At 62.7% G+C, this 20,545-nt stretch carries 19 protein-coding genes; 11 read left to right on the top strand and 8 right to left on the bottom strand.

Annotation, left to right across the window (positions count from 1 at the left end):
- Positions 1–29: 29 nt before the first annotated feature.
- Together EGJ68_RS03665 and EGJ68_RS03660 are read right to left on the bottom strand one after the other, a co-directional pair.
- Positions 30–1,409 (bottom strand): SLC13 family permease, encoded by a 1,380-nt coding sequence (locus tag EGJ68_RS03665; RefSeq protein ID WP_123033169.1) that lies wholly within the window; start codon positions 1,407–1,409, stop codon positions 30–32.
- The gene (locus EGJ68_RS03660) at positions 1,406–2,476 is read right to left on the bottom strand and encodes an SMP-30/gluconolactonase/LRE family protein (protein WP_123033168.1); all 1,071 of its coding nucleotides are present in this window, start codon (positions 2,474–2,476) and stop codon (positions 1,406–1,408) included. The genes EGJ68_RS03665 and EGJ68_RS03660 overlap by 4 nt, the downstream gene beginning before the upstream one ends.
- A gap of 109 nt (positions 2,477–2,585) precedes the next feature.
- On the opposite strand from EGJ68_RS03660, the gene moaA reads away from it, so the two are divergent.
- The 4 genes from moaA to EGJ68_RS18075 are packed head-to-tail and all read left to right on the top strand — an operon-like array spanning position 2,586 to position 6,220.
- Positions 2,586–3,596, top strand: a complete 1,011-nt coding sequence (gene moaA, locus EGJ68_RS03655; RefSeq protein ID WP_123033167.1) for a GTP 3',8-cyclase MoaA — start codon at positions 2,586–2,588, stop codon at positions 3,594–3,596.
- A 21-nt stretch (positions 3,597–3,617) separates the two neighbouring features.
- Positions 3,618–4,559 carry an AAA family ATPase gene (locus tag EGJ68_RS03650; protein WP_123033166.1) on the top strand — a complete coding sequence of 314 codons (942 nt, stop codon included), beginning with the start codon at positions 3,618–3,620 and terminating at the stop codon, positions 4,557–4,559.
- The gene (locus EGJ68_RS03645; protein WP_233248661.1) at positions 4,552–6,006 is read left to right on the top strand and encodes a vWA domain-containing protein; all 1,455 of its coding nucleotides are present in this window, start codon (positions 4,552–4,554) and stop codon (positions 6,004–6,006) included. Before EGJ68_RS03650 ends, EGJ68_RS03645 begins: the two co-directional genes overlap by 8 nt.
- A gap of 7 nt (positions 6,007–6,013) precedes the next feature.
- Positions 6,014–6,220 carry a hypothetical protein gene (locus EGJ68_RS18075; protein WP_158283479.1) on the top strand — a complete coding sequence of 69 codons (207 nt, stop codon included), beginning with the start codon at positions 6,014–6,016 and terminating at the stop codon, positions 6,218–6,220.
- Between the two features lie 19 nt (positions 6,221–6,239).
- Here the strand turns inward: EGJ68_RS18075 and EGJ68_RS03640 are convergent, their stop codons facing one another.
- Positions 6,240–7,382: a PilT/PilU family type 4a pilus ATPase gene (locus tag EGJ68_RS03640; RefSeq protein ID WP_123033165.1), complete on the bottom strand. Its 1,143-nt coding sequence runs from the start codon at positions 7,380–7,382 to the stop codon at positions 6,240–6,242.
- A 192-nt stretch (positions 7,383–7,574) separates the two neighbouring features.
- Positions 7,575–9,131 carry a ShlB/FhaC/HecB family hemolysin secretion/activation protein gene (locus EGJ68_RS03635; RefSeq protein ID WP_233248660.1) on the bottom strand — a complete coding sequence of 519 codons (1,557 nt, stop codon included), beginning with the start codon at positions 9,129–9,131 and terminating at the stop codon, positions 7,575–7,577.
- Between the two features lie 345 nt (positions 9,132–9,476).
- Between EGJ68_RS03635 and gshA the strand changes: the two genes are divergently transcribed.
- The 3 genes from gshA to EGJ68_RS03620 all read left to right on the top strand — a co-directional run bounded on the left by gshA (position 9,477) and on the right by EGJ68_RS03620 (position 12,168).
- Positions 9,477–11,066: a glutamate--cysteine ligase gene (gene gshA, locus EGJ68_RS03630; protein ID WP_233248659.1), complete on the top strand. Its 1,590-nt coding sequence runs from the start codon at positions 9,477–9,479 to the stop codon at positions 11,064–11,066.
- Positions 11,067–11,100: 34 nt separating this feature from the next.
- Positions 11,101–11,595, top strand: coding sequence for a disulfide bond formation protein B (locus EGJ68_RS03625; RefSeq protein ID WP_123034024.1), 495 nt, complete (start codon positions 11,101–11,103; stop codon positions 11,593–11,595).
- Between the two features lie 84 nt (positions 11,596–11,679).
- Positions 11,680–12,168, top strand: coding sequence for an Rsd/AlgQ family anti-sigma factor (locus EGJ68_RS03620; protein WP_123033162.1), 489 nt, complete (start codon positions 11,680–11,682; stop codon positions 12,166–12,168).
- Here EGJ68_RS03620 and EGJ68_RS03615 read toward each other — a convergent pair whose 3' ends face one another.
- Positions 12,169–12,936 (bottom strand): FKBP-type peptidyl-prolyl cis-trans isomerase, encoded by a 768-nt coding sequence (locus EGJ68_RS03615; RefSeq protein ID WP_123033161.1) that lies wholly within the window; start codon positions 12,934–12,936, stop codon positions 12,169–12,171.
- Between the two features lie 76 nt (positions 12,937–13,012).
- On the bottom strand, positions 13,013–13,501 hold the full coding sequence (locus EGJ68_RS03610; RefSeq protein WP_123033160.1) for a TIGR02444 family protein: 489 nt from the start codon (positions 13,499–13,501) through the stop codon (positions 13,013–13,015).
- Between the two features lie 51 nt (positions 13,502–13,552).
- Here EGJ68_RS03610 and EGJ68_RS03605 point away from each other — a divergent pair, with 51 nt between their 5' ends.
- Positions 13,553–15,451, top strand: coding sequence for an ABC-F family ATP-binding cassette domain-containing protein (locus EGJ68_RS03605; protein WP_123034023.1), 1,899 nt, complete (start codon positions 13,553–13,555; stop codon positions 15,449–15,451).
- On the opposite strand, the gene EGJ68_RS03600 is transcribed toward EGJ68_RS03605, so the two are convergent.
- Positions 15,435–15,701 carry a GIY-YIG nuclease family protein gene (locus EGJ68_RS03600; protein ID WP_233248658.1) on the bottom strand — a complete coding sequence of 89 codons (267 nt, stop codon included), beginning with the start codon at positions 15,699–15,701 and terminating at the stop codon, positions 15,435–15,437. The two genes, EGJ68_RS03605 and EGJ68_RS03600, sit on opposite strands and share 17 nt — an antisense overlap.
- Positions 15,702–15,860: 159 nt before the next feature.
- Here EGJ68_RS03600 and trxA point away from each other — a divergent pair, with 159 nt between their 5' ends.
- The 3 genes from trxA (at position 15,861) to ubiD (ending at position 19,287) form a co-directional block, all read left to right on the top strand.
- Positions 15,861–16,187 (top strand): thioredoxin TrxA, encoded by a 327-nt coding sequence (trxA, locus tag EGJ68_RS03595; RefSeq protein WP_027949757.1) that lies wholly within the window; start codon positions 15,861–15,863, stop codon positions 16,185–16,187.
- Between the two features lie 245 nt (positions 16,188–16,432).
- Entirely contained in the window at positions 16,433–17,701 is a 1,269-nt protein-coding gene (gene rho / locus EGJ68_RS03590; protein ID WP_123033159.1) for a transcription termination factor Rho, read from the top strand.
- Between the two features lie 80 nt (positions 17,702–17,781).
- Positions 17,782–19,287 carry a 4-hydroxy-3-polyprenylbenzoate decarboxylase gene (ubiD, locus tag EGJ68_RS03585; protein ID WP_123033158.1) on the top strand — a complete coding sequence of 502 codons (1,506 nt, stop codon included), beginning with the start codon at positions 17,782–17,784 and terminating at the stop codon, positions 19,285–19,287.
- 8 nt (positions 19,288–19,295) lie between these two features.
- On the opposite strand, the gene EGJ68_RS03580 is transcribed toward ubiD, so the two are convergent.
- Positions 19,296–20,543, bottom strand: a complete 1,248-nt coding sequence (locus tag EGJ68_RS03580; protein WP_123033157.1) for a heme biosynthesis HemY N-terminal domain-containing protein — start codon at positions 20,541–20,543, stop codon at positions 19,296–19,298.
- Positions 20,544–20,545 lie beyond the last annotated feature (2 nt).

Below are 20,545 nucleotides of genomic sequence, written 5' to 3'. Positions count from 1 at the left end.
CCTGTGGCCGCGCACGCCGGCCACAGGCGCTAGCGCACCAGCATGAAGCACAGGGTGCTTATTACCACGGCACCCAACACATTCAACAACAGCCCCTCTCTGGCCATCTGCGCCGTGGTAATCAGCCCGCTGCCATAGACGACAGAATTGGGCGCCGTCGCCACCGGCAACATGAACGCACAACTGGCGCTCATCGCCGCCGGCACCATCATCAGCTCGGGCGGCAAGTCGGCCGCCACCGCGGCAGCCGCCAGTACCGGCATCAGCAAGGTGGTGCTGGCAGTGTTGGATGTGGTCTCCGTCATGAATGTCACAGCCAGGCACACCAGCAACAGCAGCAGCCACACCGGTATACCGGTCAGGCCTGCCAGCGCTTCGCCCATGATGTCGCTGAGACCGGAGGCAACGAAGCCACTGGCCAGGCAGATACCGCCCGAAAACAGCAGCAGCACACCCCAGGGAATGGTGCTTGCACGCTCCCAGTCCAACAGTCGCCCGCCGGAACCGTTGGGCAACACGAACATCACGACAACAGCCAGCAGCGCCACCGACGCATCATTGGCCTGAGGCAGGTCCAGCCACACCTGCCAGCCACCGAATGGTTCACTGCGTGTGATCCAGGCCAGTGCGGTGAGGCCGAATACCCACAGCACCCGCTTCTCTTCGCTGCGCCACGCACCGGTGGTCGGCAGCTGCACAGCCACCGAGCCGGACAGGCCGCGGGTGAGTGCCAGCGCCATCAGCGGGATCATCACCAGCACCACCGGTACCGCCCAGCCCATCCAGCGTGTGAAGCTGATGGCTTGACCGGTGGTCTGTTCATAAACTTGCATGAAAATGAGGTTGGGCGGCGTACCGATAGGCGTGCCGATACCGCCCACACTGGCGGCATAGGCCACGCCCAGCAACAGCGGCACGGCCAGCTCCCGGCGCCGGTCGGTGGCTTCCAGCACCGCCAGCGCAACCGGCAGGAGCATCAGGGTGGTTGCCGTATTGGATATCCACATACTCAGGCTGGCGGCGGCGATCATGAAACCCAGCACCAGCCGCGGACCGCTGTCTGCGCCGACCAGCCGCACCATGCCCAGCGCGATCCGCCGGTGTGCACCGGAGTGTTCCATCGCCTTGGATAACAGGAAGCCGCCCAACAGCAGCAGGATCAGGGGGGAACCGTAGGCCTGTCCAACCTGTGCCGGCGTCAACACCCCCAGCAGAGGCAGCAGCGCGATAGGCAGCAGGGATGTCACGGGGATCGGCACCGGCTCAAACACCCACCAGAGCACACACCACAGAGCGACCATGGCGACTACCGCGATATCCTGGCTGTACCCCGCCGCGAGCAACAACAATGCGAAGCAGATCACCAGTGGCGGTGTGCCCCAGAGCAGAAGGCGACGCAGGACTATCAAGGGCGCTGCGGCTCCGGCAGGGGCAGGCGGATGATGCGATCACCCACGTAAGAGCCAATATACAGGTCATCACCCCGCTGCAGGGCAACGGTGCCGGCACCCAGGGGCGGCCCGGAGCGCTGCAACAGCGTGGATTGCGAAAGCGTAACGGGGTCTATCGAGAGAATGCTGAAAGGCAGCTCACTGGGCCGTTCATGGCCCTGCGACAGGCTGCGAAAAATCTCCCACAGGCTGCCTTCGTGGGAGGCCACCAGCAGTTGCCCATCCTTCGCCCAACTGGCGTTATCCGGTTTCGGCACGGCCACCGCCCCCAGCAAAGCGCCCCCGGGCAGCGCATGGTGCTGCAGCGCGTTGCCCAGGTAAACATTGAGGAAGAAGCTTTGTTCATCGGGCGCCAGCAGAATGCCATTGGGGTGCGCTGCCCGGGTGGCAGACAGTGGCGTGAAGCCGTCGTCGCGGCTCCAGTGATAAACAAACCCGGTGTTGCGACCCAGCGCGGCGAGCAGCGCGTTGACCAGTTGCCAGCGCCGGTCCGCCATGTGGGTGACCAGCAGGCTGCCGTCGGCCAGGCCGGCCACATCATTGAAGTTGGCCGCGGCAGGGGCCTCTGCGCAACCGCGCCAGCGAGCCTGGGGCCGATCGCTGGTGGGCGCCTGCAACTCGTAGAACTCCACGGATTCACGTTCGGCGTGGTTCACCACCAGCACCTGCCAGCGACCGTCGGCACGGCGGCGAATGTCCAGGCCGTGCGCTTCCAGCCGCGATGTGGGCTGCACGCAGGCCGGGTCACCCCACAGCTCGCGCGGCGCGTCGGCTTCCTGCACCGCGAGCAGAGGGTGGACCGAGTCGTCCCGAGTATCCAGCAGGTACAGGCCACCGCTTCCTGCCATCTGCCCGAATATCAGGTCGCGCCCGTTGGGGGCAGGCACCAGGTCCTCCGGGGCGGCCAGACCACAGATGGACACGATACCGTCCACCCGTTCACAGTGCTCGCTGGCCACCAGCGGCAGGGCAAAGAAGCCAGGCAGCGCAGCCAGTGACCAGGCCAGCAGGGTTGTTATGCGCATAGTCGTCTCCGGGAGTTGCAGCTCGCATCCTGCCCACAGCCCATCGCCGTGTAAAGCCCGACAGGCAACATGACTAGAGAGAAGCCGCGACAGCCAGTACACTGCGGTGATGAAGCCCGAACGCCCGACTCCTCTGGTCGACCCCTTCCAGCGCCGGATCAACTACCTGCGCCTGTCGGTCACCGACCGCTGCGACTTCCGCTGTGTGTATTGTATGGCGGAGGACATGCAGTTCGTGCCACGCTCGGAGGTGCTCTCCCTGGAGGAGCTGTTCCGAGTGGCGGAGGCAGGGGTGGGCCTGGGCATCAGCAAGATACGGCTGACCGGCGGCGAGCCCCTGGTGCGGCGCAATGTGCTTTCACTGGTGGAACGATTGGGTGCCCTCCCCGGGCTGCAGACACTGGCCTTGACCACCAACGGCTCGCGGCTGGTCAGCATGGCAGACGCCTTGCAACGGGCGGGGGTAAACGCGCTCAACATCAGCCTCGACAGCCTGCAACCCAAGCGCTTCCGCGAGCTGACCCGCACCGGCAACCTGCATCAGGTACTGGCGGGCATCGATGCGGCGACCGGCGCCGGTTTTGCGCGCATCAAACTGAACGCCGTGATTCTCAACGGACGCAATGACGACGAGGCGCTGGACCTGGTGGACTTCGCCCGCGAACGCGCTATCGACATTGCCTTTATCGAGGAAATGCCGCTGGGGCGCATTGACGAACACAGCAGGCCACTGAGTTTCTGCAGCAGTGAGGCGCTGCGCCACAGGATCGCAGAGCGCTACCCGCTGACGGCACTGGGCGAACCCACGGGCAGTGCCGGGCCGGCCCGCTACTTCAGCATGCCGGGTAGCGCCACGCGGGTCGGTTTCATCTCGCCGCACAGCAACAACTTTTGTCACCTCTGCAACCGCGTGCGACTTACGGTGGAAGGCCGCCTGTTGCTGTGCCTTGGCAACGAACACGCCGTCGACCTGCGCCCGCTGTTGCGCCGACCGGGCAGCAACCGCGACGACATAGCCCGCGCGCTGGTTGCCGCACTCGCACTGAAGCCGGAAAAACACCATTTCACCCACAGCGATGAACCGGAGATTCTCCGTTTCATGAACGCCACCGGCGGCTGACCGCCCTGACGAGGACACACCGTGCATACCCAGGATTTTCCGCAGCTGGCCTCCATCGAGGCCATTGAGCAGGGTTTTGAATCCTTTGGCTACATCTGCAGCCCGAAGATTGCCACCGCCGTCTTTCTGGCCTTCCAGCTGCGCAAGCCGATTCTGGTCGAAGGCCCCCCGGGTGTGGGTAAAACAGAGCTGGCAAAAACCACCGCCATGCTGCTGGATGTGCCCCTGATTCGGCTGCAGTGCTACGAAGGCCTGGACGAGGCCAAGGCACTGTATGAATGGAAATACGGCAAGCAGCTGCTGTACACGCAGGTGCTCAAGGAAAAACTCGGGGATTTGTTGCAAGGAGCGCAGGGCCTCGCCGAGTCCGTGGAGCGCCTGCACCAGTTCGGCGACACCTTCTATTCGGAGGAGTTTCTCGAGCCCAGGCCGCTGCTCAAGGCCATGCAGCAGGAGCGCGGCGCGATACTGCTGATTGATGAAGTCGACAAATCCGACTATGAATTCGAATCGCTGTTGCTGGAAATTCTGTCTGACTATCAGGTGTCGATTCCCGAAATCGGTACGGTGCAGGCGCGGGTCACACCCATGGTTTTCCTCACCAGCAACAATACGCGGGACATCAGTGATGCGCTGAAGCGTCGCTGCCTGCACCTGTACATCCCCTTCCCCAGTGTGGCATTGGAGGAGCGGATCGTGCTCAGCCGGGTGCCGGATATCGACCAGCAATTGCGGCACCAACTGGTTGAATTCGTCCACTCGCTGCGCGATCTCGACCTGAAAAAGTCACCGGCCATATCCGAAACCATCGACTGGGCGCGCAGCCTGCTGCTATTGCATGCCCGTGAGCTGGATGCTCAGGTGATTCAAAGCACCCTCAATGTGCTGCTCAAATTCGAGGACGACATCAACACGGCGGAAAGTGCGCTGCGCGAGCTGCTGCCGCGGCCCGCGCATGGCTGAGCCCACGCAGTCCAGCGCCATGCAGAGCCACCTGGTCAACTTCATTGGCCTGCTGCGCAGCCACGATGTCCGTGTATCGCCAGCGGAAACACTGGATGCCATGGACGTGGCCGCAACGCTCGGCTACGCCCGGCGCGACCGGCTGCGCGATGGCCTGGCCGCGGCGCTGGCAAAAACGCCAGCAGAGGAAGCCATTTTCCAGCATTGTTTTAGTCGCTTTTTCGACCAACGGCTGGCCGACTTCAGCAGCACCCGGGAAGAGCGCGCCACCCAAACAGGGGAGCAGGAGGCACCGTCCGGTCCGGAAGCCGCGAGCATGCCAAAAGGCGATGCCGACCACAGTGCCGCGCAGCTACTGGAAACGGCCGCACAGACTGACGCCGATTTGCAGGCATTGCTGACATCTCCGCTATTGCGGCAGCTACAGGACAATGACAGCGCCGCGCTCAACCTGGCCATGGGCGAGGCGGCGGCCAGCGTCGGCCTGAGCCAGATTCGCATGTTTACTCAAAAAGGCCAGTTCACGCGCCGCATGCTGGACGCCATGGGTGAAGATCAACTGCGCCGGACCCTGGTCCGCCTGGATCAGGAAGACAGCCCCGCGCTGGAGCCCTTGCGCCGCTACCGGGACATCCTCCGCGAACAGGTCCGCGACTATGTGGAGCGACAATACCTGTTACAGGCGGAGGGCGAAAATGCCCGCTTCATGGATGACCTGCTGCGCCGCACACGGCTCAGCAACCTGGAGCTGCGTTACCAGCATCGGGTGCAGGAGCTGGTGCAGAGAATGGCGCGCAAACTGGCCGAACGCCATGCGCGCAAGCGGCGCACCTACCGCCGCGGCAAGCTCGACATGGGCCGCACCCTGCGCCGGGGTATCGCCAACGACGGCATCCTGTTCCATACTCACTGGAAGCGGACCCAGAAAAACAAGCCGCAGCTGCTGGCGATCTGCGACGTCAGTGGCTCGGTGGCAGCCTACGCCAAGTTCCTGCTGCTGTTTCTCTACAGTTTGCAGGATGTACTGCCGAAAGTGCGCAGCTTCGCGTTTTCCAGCCACCTCGGCGAAGTGAGCGAGCTGTTTGCGCAACACCCGGTGGACAAGGCGATAGAGCTGGTCAACTGGCGCTATGGCGGGGCGACCGATTATGGCAAAAGCCTGCAGGACTTCGCCCGCTTGGCGCTGGATGACATCAACAGCAGCACCACCGTGATCATGCTAGGTGATGCAAGGAATAACCACGGCGACCCGCAACTGGACATCATGCGCAGCATTTACCAGCGCAGCCGCCGGGTGATCTGGCTAAATCCCGAGTCGCGCCGGGCCTGGGGGACGGGTGACTCGGAAATGCCGCGCTACCTGAGCGCCTGCCATTTTGCTGCGGAGTGCAACAACCTGACGCAGCTGGAGCGCATTGTGGACCAACTGCTGAAAATGAATCGGTAGGGTGAACATGAGTTATCACTGCAGGCAATGCAGCTATCGGGGGAACCGGTTGGACGAGCGCGGCTACTGCCCCGCCTGCGGCTCACCGGACATTCACATCGGCGGCAAGGCTCCGGCGAAGGCGCCACCCAAGTCACGCAAACGACAACTGGTGCTGGTCGTCGCGCTGTGGGCAATTTTCGCCGGGTTGCTGGTATCCAAGCTGATGTCCTGACTGCCGCGCAGTACCCTCCCTAAAAAATGGAGGGCGGTTCGTCCTCTTCTTCCAGGCCTTCCACACTGAGCTTGAACGCGCCACCTGAATCGCGCTGCTGCCCCTCGCGCGCGAACTTGATCTTCAGGCGCACATTGTTGGGGGAGTCGGCGTTGCGCAGCGCTTCATCCTCGGAAATCAGTCCTTCCGCAAACAGTTCCAGCAGCGCGCTGTCGAACGTTTTCATCCCCTGATTCTCGGATTTCGCCATCACTTCCTTGATACCGTCGATCTCGCCCTTGAGAATCAGGTCGGCCACCATCGGCGTGCCCAACAGAATCTCGATCGCCGCGCAGCGCTTGCCGTCCACGGTGGGAATCAGGCGCTGGGAAACAAAGGCCTGCAGGTTCAGTGACAGGTCCATCAGCAGCTGCTGGCGCTTGGCTTCAGGGAAGAAATTGATAATGCGATCCAGCGCCTGGTTGGCGTTGTTGGCGTGCAGAGTGGAAATGCACAGGTGGCCGGTTTCGGCGAAGGCGATGGCGTGCTCCATGGTTTCACGGTCACGGATTTCGCCAATCAGAATCACGTCCGGCGCCTGGCGCAGGGTGTTCTTCAGGGCATTGTGCCAGTTGCGGGTGTCAACGCCGACCTCGCGCTGATTGACGATGGATTTCTTGTGATTGTGTACATACTCCACCGGATCTTCGATGGTCACGATGTGGCCGGCGCTGTTGCTGTTGCGGTAGTCGATGAGGGCGGCCAGCGAGGTCGACTTGCCCGACCCGGTCGCGCCGACAAACAGCACGAGGCCACGTTTGCGCATGACAACTTCGGTCAGGCTTTCGGGGAGTCGCAGGTCTTTCCAGTGGGGAATTTCGGCCACGATATTCCGCGCGACAATACTGACCTCATTACGCTGCATGAAAATATTGACGCGGAAGCGCCCGAACCCCGGCAGGGATAGCGCCAGGTTCATCTCCAGCTCCTGCGCGAAGTCCGCCTGCTGCGTGGCATCCATCAACTCGCAGGCAATTTCCCGGATTTCACCGGGTTTGAGCGTTTCCCGCGCAATGGGGCGCAGCTTGCCCTGGAATTTTGCGCAGGGTGGCGCCCCGGTACTCAGGTAGAGGTCGGAGCCCTGCTCTTTCGCCAGTGTCTTGAGCCATTCTGCAATACGCACGCTGTACTATCCCCCCGGAAGATCCGCCGCGCGACCGGCACACTCATCCTTCAACCCCGCCTTCCGCTCAGGCGAAGCACCACTCTAGCATCCCGCACGCATTCGACAAGCACAGGCTGCGGGTCAGCGGTTCAAACGGCGGCCTGCCCACCACGACGACCCACGTCACCGCAGTGGCGCCGGCGAAAACCGCTAAAACCGGTCCCTGACCGTGAACAGGATCTGGGGGCTACTGACGCTATCGTCGCGCATAAAGGGAAATGCGATATCCACGTGTACCACCGAGCTCTTTTCAGCGCGGCTGGAATTCAGCCGCAGGCCAATCCCCGCATTCGCCAGCACCCCGCCATTGGCGCCATTATCCTCACCCTCGAACCAGGCACGCCCCACATCGACAAAGGCTGCCAGGCCCACCTGAAACAGGCGAAACGGATGCCAGTCGGAGTAATAGCGTTGCTCCAGATTCCACACAAAACCGCGATCCCCCGTCTGATAGAAGAGGTCATAGCCGCGCAGGCCGTTGTCGCCCCCCAGGGTCAGCTGACGCTCTCCGGTCAGACCATCGGCCACGTCGAGGCGCAGGCGGCTGAACAACACCCACTGTCTGGATTGCTTATGGTGATAGCGGGTCTCGCTGCTCCACAGCAGGTTCTCAAAACCGCTGCCATCCACGCCGAGAAAACCGCTGACGCTGCTGTCGACCTGCCAGAGGCGGCGCGCATCGACCAGCAGCGTGTTGGCATAGCTGCCGCGCAGTACCAGCTGGTCACGGCTGGCCCCCAGCGTATCGGCGGACCAGCCCAGCGCCCAGGAATAGCGCTCACCGACGTACACATCCTCGGTGCGGCCCAGGTAGTTGAAGTTGTGCAATTCCACAAACTGGTCTTCGGTGGACTCGTAACCGATGTAGGGATAGCTGTATTCCCGATCCTCCGGCAGGGTATCCGGGGGCAGCGCGGAATCACTGAGTGCGAAGCTGTGGGTTTCCAGGGTGTAGCCAAACAACCAGCGCCCCACACGACCATGATCCCCGCTGTCTGCGGCGATGCCACCAAACACATTGGCAAATTCGATTTCGTGGTCAAACTCGTTCTGCTCATCACCGCGAAACCAGAGTGTCTCCTCCAGCTTGGAGCGATTCAGGTTGGCGCCCGCCGACCACCGTTCGTAAACGGAAAAGAACGGCCGCACGAGGCTTACACCCTGTTCATAGCCATCGTCGTTATCGGCGACCGAGAGACGCAGTCGCCAGCGCGAACCGGCAAGCGCAGGGTCGAAATAGCGCAAGGTGGTGCCGGCGCGCTCTTCATCGCTATCGCGCTGTACCACCACCTGTTTGCCAGTCCCCAGGAAATTGGCATCGCGAAAACCGAAGGCAAAGGTGTTTTCACCACCGCGCCGTGACACGGAAAGCATGGGGGTAAAGGTCCAGATGTCCCGGGTAATGACTTCGAGGTCCACGATCTCGCCACACACCCGCCAGGGCCGCACCCGGGCGTCGTAAATGAAGCCCAGGTTGCGCAGGATGCGCTCTGATTCCGCGACACGCGGGGCGCTGTAGGCCTCACCGGGTGCCACCAGCAGATGATCCTCAATGACCCAGTGCCGGGTCACGCTGTGAAAGTCATTGGCCCAGCGATAGAGCGCATTGTCTTCCCGGGGATCCTCGGCATCGAACACGGCAAAACGCCGCTGGCGGATAGTGCCGATGCGCGCGCCCGCCGGTATCGTGGCCAGAAATGCTTCCATCTGTGGCACCGGCTCAAAGCGAAAGCTCGCCGAATCGCTCTGCTGCGGGGCCTGCCTGCAGGCAGGCGCAGCGCCCTGCCCGTGCGCGTTGCCGGCTACAAATGCCAGCAAAAGGCACCCGCGCCAGAACACCTGGCAAGGCACACGCAGGCAAGTGGCGATGTCGACGCGGCGTATCATGATTGCAGGATAGCCACAAAGTTCGCGCAACAACAATGCCCAACCGGGCTTTCGATCACATCGCAGTGCAATCTGTACTCGCCTTGCAATGGCGGCTACACTTTCACGCGCCCCGGCGGCGGGACACTTTCCCGGCGTGCCCCCAGCCACCACAAGGAGTTCCTTTTGACCCCTCATTTGCAAAGCCAATTGCAGACCCTGGCCGGGCCCGGCTACGCTGACCTGCTGCGGCGCATCCAGCGCGGCCTGGAAAAAGAAAGCCTGCGCATCACGCCGGAGGGCCGCCTCGCCCAGACAACGCATCCCACCGGCCTCGGGTCGGCACTCACCCATGCCTCGATCACCACCGACTACTCTGAAGCGCTGATGGAATTCATCACACCCGTGGATACGGGCATTGAAGAAAGCCTGGAGACACTGGCGGACATTCACCGCTTCACCTACAGCCAGCTGGGTGATGAGCTGCTCTGGGCGACCAGCATGCCCTGCGTCGTCAACGGAGACGACAGCATACCGGTCGCCGAGTATGGCAGCGCCAATGTCGCGCGCATGAAAAAGGTCTACCGCTACGGCCTCGGCCACCGCTACGGCCGCCTGATGCAGACCATCGCCGGTATTCACTACAACTTTTCTCTGCCAGCGAACTACTGGCAGCGCGCCTGGGATGATGCCGGCAATCCCGGCACCCTGCAGGACTACGTCACGGAACGCTACCTGGGCCTGATACGCAATTTCCACCGCCACTCCTGGTTGCTGATCTACCTGTTCGGCGCGTCGCCCGCGGTGTGTGCCAGCTTCCTGCGCGGCCGTGACACCCAGGGCCTGGAACCCTTCGACGCAACCGGCCGCACCTTGCATCGCCCCTGGGGCACCGCCCTGCGCATGGGCGACTTGGGCTACAACAGCGAGGCGCAGAAGGGCCTCAATGTCTGCTACAACTCACTGGACAATTACGTGCTGGCACTGCGGGACGCCATCATGCACCCGCACCCCCCGTATCAGGCCTTTCCTGCCGGCCAGAATGGCGACTACCAGCAGCTCAACGACAGCCTGCTGCAGATCGAGAACGAGTTCTACAGCACCATCCGGCCCAAGCGGGTCACCCAGCCCGGCGAGGCGCCGCTGGCGGCACTGCGCCGCGCCGGTATCGAATATGTGGAGATCCGCTGCATCGACGTCAGCCCCTTCACACCGGTGGGCATAGACGCCAGCCAGATCCGTTTCCTCGACACGTTCCTGCTGCACTGCCTGCTGGAGGACAGCCCGGTCTGTGACGATACGGAACGCGCACTACAGGCTGCCAACCTCAGCACCGTGGTCAATCGCGGCAGGGAACCCGGGCTTCGGCTGCGCACTGCTGTGGGTGATGCTTCCCTCGAAGAGCTGGCCGGCGAGCTGCTGCGCGACATGACGGGGATCGCCGAGCTGCTGGATAACGCTCACGCCAGTGAAAGCTACTGCGCCGCACTGGCAGCACAACAGGCCAAAGTGCAGGACAGTGCGCTCACACCCTCCGCACGCGTGCTCGCGGAGATGCGTGACCGCGATCTACCGTTCTTCCGCCTGGCGATGGCCTACAGTGAACACTGGGCACGGCACTTCCGCGCACAGGCGCTGTCGGATACCTGCCGCCAGCGTTTCGAGCAGGAAACCCGGCAATCACTGGCGGCGCAACAGCAACTTGAAGCCGGCGACGAGCTGACTTTCGAGGAATACCTGGCGCGCTTCTTTGGCCAGTACCGCACACTGTTCTAGAATGACGGCACCGGCCGCACAAGGATTCACACCCATGCTCGCACTGCTCACTCCACGTCTGGTCTACTTCGGCCTGGCCGCACTGGCACTCTGTGCCATGCTGTTTGCCTGGTATCTGGAATACCAGGTGGGGCTCAACCCCTGCCCCCTGTGCATGACCCAGCGCGTGTTTGTCATCGCCGGTGGCGTAATCGCGCTGCTGGCTGCACTGCACAATCCGCGCAACTGGGGCCGTCGTGTTTATGGCGCACTGTGCGCCCTGATCGCCATCGGCGGTGGCGCCGTGGCAGCGCGTCATGTCTGGCTGCAGCACCTGCCGCCGGACCAGGTGCCCGCCTGCGGACCCAGCCTGGAATATATGCTGGAAACCCTGCCGTTCAAGGACACCCTGAGCATGGTGCTCATGGGCGACGGCAATTGTGCGGAAACCCACTGGACACTGCTGGGACTGAGCATTCCGGAGCAGACCCTGATGCTGTTCATCGCGATCACCGCCGCCAGTCTCTGGCAGACACTGCGGCGCAGCTGATCCACCGCGGCCCGTGCTTGCGGGAGGCACGGGCCTGTGCCTATAGTTGGTGCACCCATCACTCGCAACACAAGAGCAGACCGCATGCCACAGCGCAATCACAACCCCGCCGAACAATTTCATGCGGTGGAATCTCTTCTCACCAACTGGCTCAGCGAACGCCGTGCCGTGCTCGCCCGCTACACCGCCCTGGTGGTGGCGAGTGATGACCTACCCGGCTCGGCATCCATTACCCAGCGCCAGCGTCAGCTATGCGAATTGCTGGTGGACTATGTCTCAGTGGGCCATTTCGAGGTCTATAACGAGTTGCTGCACGAAGCGGAAGCCTTCGGCGACGACGGCAGCGCGCTGGCCACCAAACTCATCGGGGATATTGCAGATACAACCGATGTGATTCTTGCCTATGAGCAGAAATATGGCAGTGGGGATCAATACCCCGAAACGCTGATCAGGGATCTGTCTGCCCTGGGGGAGCTACTGGAGTCTCGCTTTGTACTGGAAGACCGCCTCATCGCCGGCCTTCACAGCAATCACCGGCGCCAGATGCAGGAGGCGCCGGAGGGTACAGGCTGATCAGCCCTCGGTGCCTTCCGCAGCGGGGTCCGCGGCGTCATCACCCGCCTCGGTAACGGACACCAGCTCCACTTCAAACACCAGTGCCGCGTTCGGGCCGATCAGGTTGCCGGCACCACCGGGGCCGTAGGCCAGGTCCGCCGGAATAAACAGCTTCCACTTCGCACCCGGTGACATCAGCTGCAGCGCTTCGGTCCAGCCCGCGATGACCTGACCTACACCGAAGCTGACCGTCTCGCCGCGCTTGTAGGACGAGTCGAATTCAGTGCCATCAACCAGCGTACCGCGGTAGTGGACTTCCACGGTATCTTCGGCATTCGGGCTCGCGCCTTCGCCGGCTTCAATGACTTCGTATTGCAGGCCAGATTCGGTAACCACAACGCCTTCGCGCGTCGCGTTCTCTGCGAGGAAGGCCTCGGAGGCCGCCAGGTTTGCTTCACCCGCAGCAGCGATCGCCGCCTGCTGTTCAGCCATGGCACGCTCCTGGTAGGCCTGCATCTCCGTCTGGATTTCTTCCTGCGTCATACGCGGCTCGGCACCTTCCATGGCATCGCGCAGACCGGCGCTGAACGCATCAACGTCCATGGGTACACCATCTGCGGCCATGCGCTGGCCCAACCCGAAGGCGATGCCATAGCTCAGGCGCTCGTTGCTGTCTTCCAGCGTTACAGTCGCAGCGCTGTCTACCGCTTCGGGGGCAGACTGCTGATTACAGGCCTGCAAGGTCACAGTAGCGACCAGGGCAAGCGGCAATGCGTATTTCTTCATAATGGATTCCAAGAGTCAGATAAATGGACATGCGGAAAAACCGACAGGCGGCAGATCATACTACCGCGAGCCACCACTATGCCACCCCCGGCCCCGCGAGCAGCCGCGCCAGCCGCTGCTGCAGGGCATTCCGCGCAGCCGGCGCCAGGTTTCCAGTGGGTAGCAGGCGCGCCAGCACCGCGGTCAGCTCCGCTGCCGGCCGGGCCGCGGGCACACACTGGGCGTGCTGCTCATGCCAGGCCCACATCGCCGCCTGCTGTGCCCGCTCCGCCGCCAGCTCCAGCGTCTTGACCTGTTCTCGAAGCTGTTCGGCCCCGGGCAGCGCTCGCCAGTCGCGACGCAGACTACGCAGCGGCGTGACCACGCGCTGGCGCCACTCTGCCACACGGGCATCCAGCGCCGGCCATTGCTCTGCCGGCAGGTTGAGGCCGTTGTTTGACAACCAGGCCGCGTACAACAGCAGGTTCACATCGGCACCGCACAGGTCCTGCGCTGCGAGGCAGGCGTCGGCAACGCCGGGTTGCTCATAAAGATGCAAGGAAAACACCCACAGCGGATTATTCATCACGGCCCCGGCTGGTGAGAGAAACGGGCTGCGCGTAGAATGCGCGTCCTGATGATCATACTACGCGACATCGAACTGCGGCGCGGCAGCAAGTTGCTGCTCGAACGTGCCAACGCGACACTGCAACCGGGGCAGAAGCTGGCCCTGATCGGTGCCAATGGCAGTGGCAAATCCAGCCTGTTCGCCATGTTACTGGGTACGCTGCAAGCCGATGGCGGCGATATCGAAGGCATGAACAACCTGCGACTCGCGCACATGGCCCAGGAAGTGGCTACCACACAGGAGACCGCGGGGCGCTACGTGCTGCAGGGTAACGCCGAACTCGCCACCCTGTGTGCGGAGCTTGAAGCGGCCGAGAAGGCCGGCGACTTCCAGCGCGCCGCAGCCTTGCACAGCGCCATGGATGAAGCCGATGGCTACAGCGCGGCCAGCCACGTACAGCGCCTGCTGCAGGGCCTGGGCTTTGCACCGGGAGCCGAGGCACGCCCGGTCAGCGACTTTTCCGGGGGCTGGCGCATCCGCCTAAACCTGGCGCGAGCCCTCATGACGCCCTCGGACATGCTGCTGCTGGACGAGCCCACTAACCACCTGGACCTCGATGCAACGCTGTGGCTGGAGCAATGGCTGCAGGCCTACCCCGGCACGCTGCTGATGATTTCCCACGACCGGGATTTCATCGATGCCACCTGCGAGCGCATTCTCAGCATCGAAAACCAGCAGCTGCAGACCTGGAAGGGCAACTACTCCGACTACGAGCGCCTGCGTGCAGAAATGCTTGCCAACCAGCAGGCCAGCTTTGAGAAGCAGCAGCAACGCATCGCGCACATCGAAGATTTCGTGCGCCGCTTCCGCTACAAGGCGACCAAGGCGCGCCAGGCACAAAGCCGGCTGAAGGAGCTGGAGCGCATGCAGCAACTGGCGCCTGCGCACATCGACTCGCCGTTCAATTTCGTCTTCCCGGCGGCCGGCAAGAGCAGCGACCCCCTGTTGCGCCTGGATGAGGCGCAGCTGGGGTATGCCGGGGCGCCGGTACTCAGCAACGTCACCCTGGTCCTGCGCCCGGGCTCACGCATTGGCCTGCTGGGCAAGAATGGCGCTGGTAAATCAACCCTGCTGAAGAGCCTGATCGGCCGCCTGCCGCTGCTCAATGGCACACGCCAGGCCGGCGAACACTGCCGCACCGGCTATTTTGACCAGCAACAGCTGGAAGCGCTGGACCTGAGCGCCAGCGCCGCGCTGCATGTACAGCGCCTCAGCCCCGAGGCAAGAGAACAGGAGATTCTCAACTTCCTCGGCGGCTTCAACTTTCGCGGTGACGGCGCCACACAGCCGATCGCCCCCTTCTCCGGCGGTGAAAAGGCCCGCCTGGCACTGGCGCTGGTCGTCTGGCAGCGGCCCAATCTGCTGGTGCTGGACGAGCCCACCAACCACCTCGACCTCGACATGCGCAACGCCATGGAAATGGCCCTGCAGGGCTATGAAGGCGCGCTGATTCTGGTCAGTCACGACCGCCACCTGCTGCGCAACACGGCGGATGAATTGCTGCTGGTGCACGATGGTGTGGTAGAGGACTACGACGATGACCTGCGCGCGTATGAAAAATGGGTTCTTGCCAGCTATCGTTCCAGTGATGCACCCACCGCGAGTGCGCCGGCTGCCACGGAGGCATCAGCCAAAGAGCGCCGTCAGCAAGCGGCGGCGCAGCGCGAGCGGCTGCGGCCCCTGCAACGCGAAGTCACGCAGACCGAAAAAGCCATGGAGCAGGCTGAGCAGGGGTTGCAGGCACTGCAGGCCCGCCTTGCCGACCCTGCGCTCTACGAGGGCGACAGCGCCGGCGAGGTGGCGGAACTGGTGAAACAGGAAGGCGCACTGCAAGCGGAACAGGCCCGGCTGGAAGCGTTGTGGCTGGCGCAGCAGGAAGAGCTGGAAGCCATCACTCCACCGAACTGACACGCTGGCACAGCGCGAGTTTGGCGTTGCGTGGCAGGCGTTTTATCGCCGCCTCACGGCGCTGGGCGGCGGCGCGGCTATCAGCAGGTTCCGACCAGAGCAGCTGCACCGGACGCCGGCCGCGGGTATACCGGGGCCCGCCACTGCGCTCACCGTTATGCTGGGCAAGCCGGCGCTGCACGTCGACGGTAACGCCGGTATAGAGGCTGCCATCAACGCACTGCAGCAGATAAACCACCCAGGCCGTCACCGGCGCACATTCCGCATCAGGTGATATAAGGTCATAACGAAAAACTCCTGCTCGCCGGTTGTGCGCGCATGACCCAATGGTATCATTGCGCCTCTATGACAGGCGGTGAACCGCAGCACACAGGCTGTCGTAACCACGCCAAAGCAACTGGAGAGCACCATGAGCGAACATATCGTACACGTCAGCGACGCAAGTTTTGATGCCGACGTCCTCAATGCCGACCTGCCGGTACTGGTTGATTTCTGGGCAGAGTGGTGCGGCCCCTGCAAGATGATTGCACCGGTACTCGATGAAATTGCCACCGAATACGCCGGCAAGCTCAAGGTGTGCAAAGTCGATGTCGATGCCAATCCCGACATCCCGCCCAAGTTCGGCATTCGCGGTATTCCCACCCTGATCCTGTTCAAGGGCGGCAGCGCCGAGGCCACCAAGGTCGGCGCCCTGTCCAAGAGCCAGCTCGTGGACTTCATCAAGGAAGCCATCTAGGACGCAATGCAGCGGCTTGCCACACCGTAACCCACCCCGGGATGCACGGCGCGGCGAGCCGCAAAAAACCTAGACGCCTCTCACACAGCGTGCTACATTCGTTTTCGTTGCACGGCCCCGTGCCGCGATAATAACTCTGCCACCCAACGACTTAACGCTGCATTCATGTTGCCTCTGTCCGGCTTCCCGGCAGCGCTCCCGTTTGCATTGATCATCTTCCCCGAACAACAACTCAGCGCTCTTCTATGAATCTAACTGACCTCAAAACCAAATCCACGCAGGAACTGATTGATATTGCGAAGGAAATCGGCCTGGAAAACATGGCCCGGTCCCGCAAGCAGGACATCATTTTTGCCATTCTGAAGCGTCATGCCAAAAGTGGCGAAGACATCTCGGGCGATGGTGTACTGGAAATCCTGCAGGATGGCTTTGGTTTCCTGCGCTCTTCCGACAGCTCCTATCTCGCCGGGCCCGACGATATCTACGTATCGCCCAGCCAGATTCGCCGCTTCAACCTGCGCACCGGCGACAGCATTTCGGGCAAGATACGCCCCCCGAAAGACAGCGAACGTTATTTCGCGCTGCTCAAAGTCAGCGAGATCAACTTCAATCGCCCGGAAAATGCCAAGCACAAGATTCTGTTTGAAAACCTGACGCCGCTGTTCGCCGACAAGCGCCTGATGCTGGAAAAAGGCAATGGCAGCAGCGAAGACCTGATCGGCCGCGTAATCGACCTCGTCGCCCCCATCGGCAAGGGCCAGCGCGGCCTGTTGGTGGCACCGCCGAAAGCGGGCAAAACGGTAATCATGCAGAGCATCGCGCAGGCGATCCTGACCAACAACCCCGAGTGCTACATCATTGTGCTGCTGATTGATGAGCGCCCGGAAGAGGTGACCGATATGCAACGCACCGTTGGCGTGCGCGGCGCAGAAGTGGTTGCCTCCACCTTCGACGAACCGCCCTCACGCCACGTACAGGTTGCCGATATGGTAATCGAGAAAGCCAAGCGGCTGGTGGAGCACAAGCGCGACGTGGTGATTCTGCTCGACTCCATCACGCGACTGGCGCGCGCCTACAACACCGTGGTGCCCAGCTCCGGCAAGGTACTCACCGGCGGTGTAGATGCCCACGCGCTGGAACGCCCCAAGCGTTTCTTCGGCGCGGCGCGCAACATCGAAGAAGGCGGCAGCCTGTCCATCATCGCCACCGCGCTGGTCGACACCGGATCAAAGATGGACGAAGTGATCTACGAAGAATTCAAAGGCACCGGCAACATGGAACTGCACCTGGACCGCAAGATTGCCGAGAAGCGCGTCTATCCCGCCATCAACATCCGCCGTTCCGGCACACGCCGTGAGGAATTGCTTACCGGCGAGGAAGAGCTGCAACGCATGTGGATTCTGCGCAAGCTGCTGCACAGCATGGAAGATGGCCCGGCTATCGAATTCCTGCTCGACAAGCTCAGGGACACCAAGACCAACGATGAATTCTTCATGTCCATGAAACGTAAATAACGTTGTTGCGGAGCCGGCAGGAGCCGGCTTCGCAACACGCTATACTGTCCCTTCGCCCGCAACACCCGCCAGGACAGCCTGTGAACTACAAAGACCTTCGTGACTTCATTGCGGTACTGGAACAACGCGGTGAACTGATACGTATTCGCCACGAAGTGGACCCCAACCTTGAAATGACCGAGATCGCCGACCGCACCTTGCGCGCCGGTGGCCCCGCACTGCTGTTCGAGAACCCTAAAGGCAGCCGCATTCCGGTGCTGGCCAACCTGTTCGGCACACAGACACGCGTGGCCCTGGGCATGGGCGCGGAGAACGTGCAGGCCCTGCGCGAGATCGGAGAGATACTGGCCTACCTGCGTCAACCCGACCCGCCCAAGGGGCTGCGCGATGCCTGGGAGAAAGCGCCGCTGCTGAAGCAGGTGATGAACATGGGGCCCAAGGTGGTACGCAATGCGCCGTGCCAGTTCCACGCCAAAAGTGGTGACGATGTGGACCTCTACCAGCTCCCCATACAAACCTGCTGGCCCGGCGACGCAGGCCCGCTGGTCACCTGGCCGCTAGTGATCACCCGCGGGCCCAACAAGACGCGGCAGAATCTCGGCATCTATCGCATGCAGCTTATCGGCCGCAATAAGCTGATCCTGCGCTGGCTGTCGCATCGCGGCGGCGCCCTGGACTATCGCGACTGGCAGCTGCAGCACCCCGGCCAGCGCTATCCGGTTGCCATCGCCCTGGGGGCAGACCCCGCCACGACGCTGGGTGCCGTTACCCCGGTACCGGACAGCCTGTCCGAGTACGCCTTCGCCGGATTACTGCGCGGCGCCAAAACTGAACTCGCCGAGTGCTATACCGCAGGTTGCCGCGATCACGGGCTACAGGTTCCGGCCAGCGCCGAGATCATCCTGGAAGGTTATCTGGAGCCGGGCGAAATGGCCGATGAGGGCCCCTTCGGCGATCACACGGGCTACTATAATGAAGTCGAGCGCTTTCCGGTATTCACCGTGGAGGCCATCACGCACCGCGAAGACCCGATTTACCACAGCACCTATACCGGCCGGCCGCCAGACGAGCCCGCCATTCTCGGCCTGGCGCTGAACGAAGTCTTCGTGCCTATCCTGCAGAAGCAGTTCCCGGAAATCGTCGACTTCTACCTGCCACCCGAGGGCTGCTCCTACCGTATGGCAATCGTCACCATGCGCAAGGAGTACCCGGGGCACGCCAAGCGCGTGATGCTGGGCGTGTGGTCATTCCTGCGCCAGTTCATGTACACGAAGTTTGTGATTGTCACCGACGAGGACGTCAACGCCCGCGACTGGCAGGATGTAATCTGGGCGATGACCACCCGCATGGACCCGCAACGCGACAGTGTGTTCATCGAAAACACGCCCATCGACTACCTGGACTTTGCCTCGCCGGTGGCCGGCCTGGGTTCAAAAGTCGGCTTTGATGCGACCAACAAATGGCCGGGCGAAACCACCCGCGAGTGGGGCAGCCCCATCGTCATGAGCAGCGAGGTCAAGGCGCGGGTGGATGCGTTGTGGGACGAACTGGGCATCGACCTGCCGCCGCAGGGCAAGCCGCGTTAGCGCGGCGCCTAAGAGGCGGCGAGCGCGGGGGCGTGCTGCTTCGGCTGCGGCAGCAACGGCAGGCTTTTTTCACGCAGCAACAGGCCTTCTCGGAAGTACGTAGCGCTCTCACGGTCTTCGCCCAGAGCGGCCAGCAATCGACCCAACTCCGCACACACTTCCGCCGTGCGCCGCTGCCGGTAACTGCCTTCAAAGTAATCTCTCGCCTTGCCCCACAGTTCGTGACGACAGGCCAGCCGCCCCAGGGTCAGCAGCAACTGATGATCGCGCGGGTGGTCTAGCAGCCAGGCTTCAGCCTGGGCCAGCTGACGTCCGGCATCCGGCAACTCCACGTAACCAAACAGGCGCGCCAGATCGGCGTCCCAGTCCTGCTTCAGTGCGCGCTGAATCACCTTGGCCGCGCCACTGGCATCGCCGGCATGAATCAAAGCGCCCACATAGTTGCGCAGAATCACCTTGTCCTGACGCAGCGTCGTGGGGGTTGCCTGCCAGCGCTGATGCAACGCGGCCGGGACATCGCCGGACTCTGCCGTGGCGCAGTGCTCCAACAGGCGGATATGCACCGTACGCTCCAGCTCAAGCAATGCAGGCTCATCCAATACGGCGTGTTTGCGCAACTCCGGCAACAGCTTGAGCAGCGCGTCCCAGTCCTCCAGTCCGAAATACGCCTTGTGCAGCAGCTTCAGCACGTACGGGTGGCGGCCTGCATTGCGCCGCGCGCGTTCCAGCGTGGCGACCGCCTGTTCGTACTGCCCGCCCTGTAACTTCAACTCGGCCTGGGTGAGCTCCACTGCGATACCGGCATCCGACCCCGCTTGCTCCGCCACACCCAGGTACTCGCGCATCTTGTCCGGCTCGCTCAGCTGAAAGCTGGCGCGGGCAGCGATAAGGTAATTGAGCAGCGGAACCTCGCTGTGTTCGGCACCGCCAATCAGCTGACGCCGCGCACGCTCCCAGTTGCCCTCGATAAAGTTGATCAGCCCGCGATGGGTGAGCCGGGCCGCGCGGCGCGTCTTGCGCTGGCCCAGCCAACCGGCGATGGAGCGCTGACCGGAAAGCAGCTTGCGCAGCAGGCCGATCGCCGCATACAGCAGCACGGCGAGTAGCGCCAGCAGCACCAGCCCCACCCACAGGCTGGTCTCCACGGTGTAATGCCCGTAAGCCACCAGCACATAACCGGGCTGGCTTTCGATCAGCGCAACGACCCCGACTCCCAGCAACAGCGCGAGCAGCGCCACCATCAACAGCCCACGCATGA

The sequence above is a fragment of the Haliea alexandrii genome, assembly GCF_003719295.1.
In the GTDB taxonomy this organism is placed as follows: domain Bacteria; phylum Pseudomonadota; class Gammaproteobacteria; order Pseudomonadales; family Halieaceae; genus Haliea; species Haliea alexandrii.
Note: the sequence above shows the minus strand (reverse complement) of the source record. Positions and strands in the feature narration are given on the sequence as shown.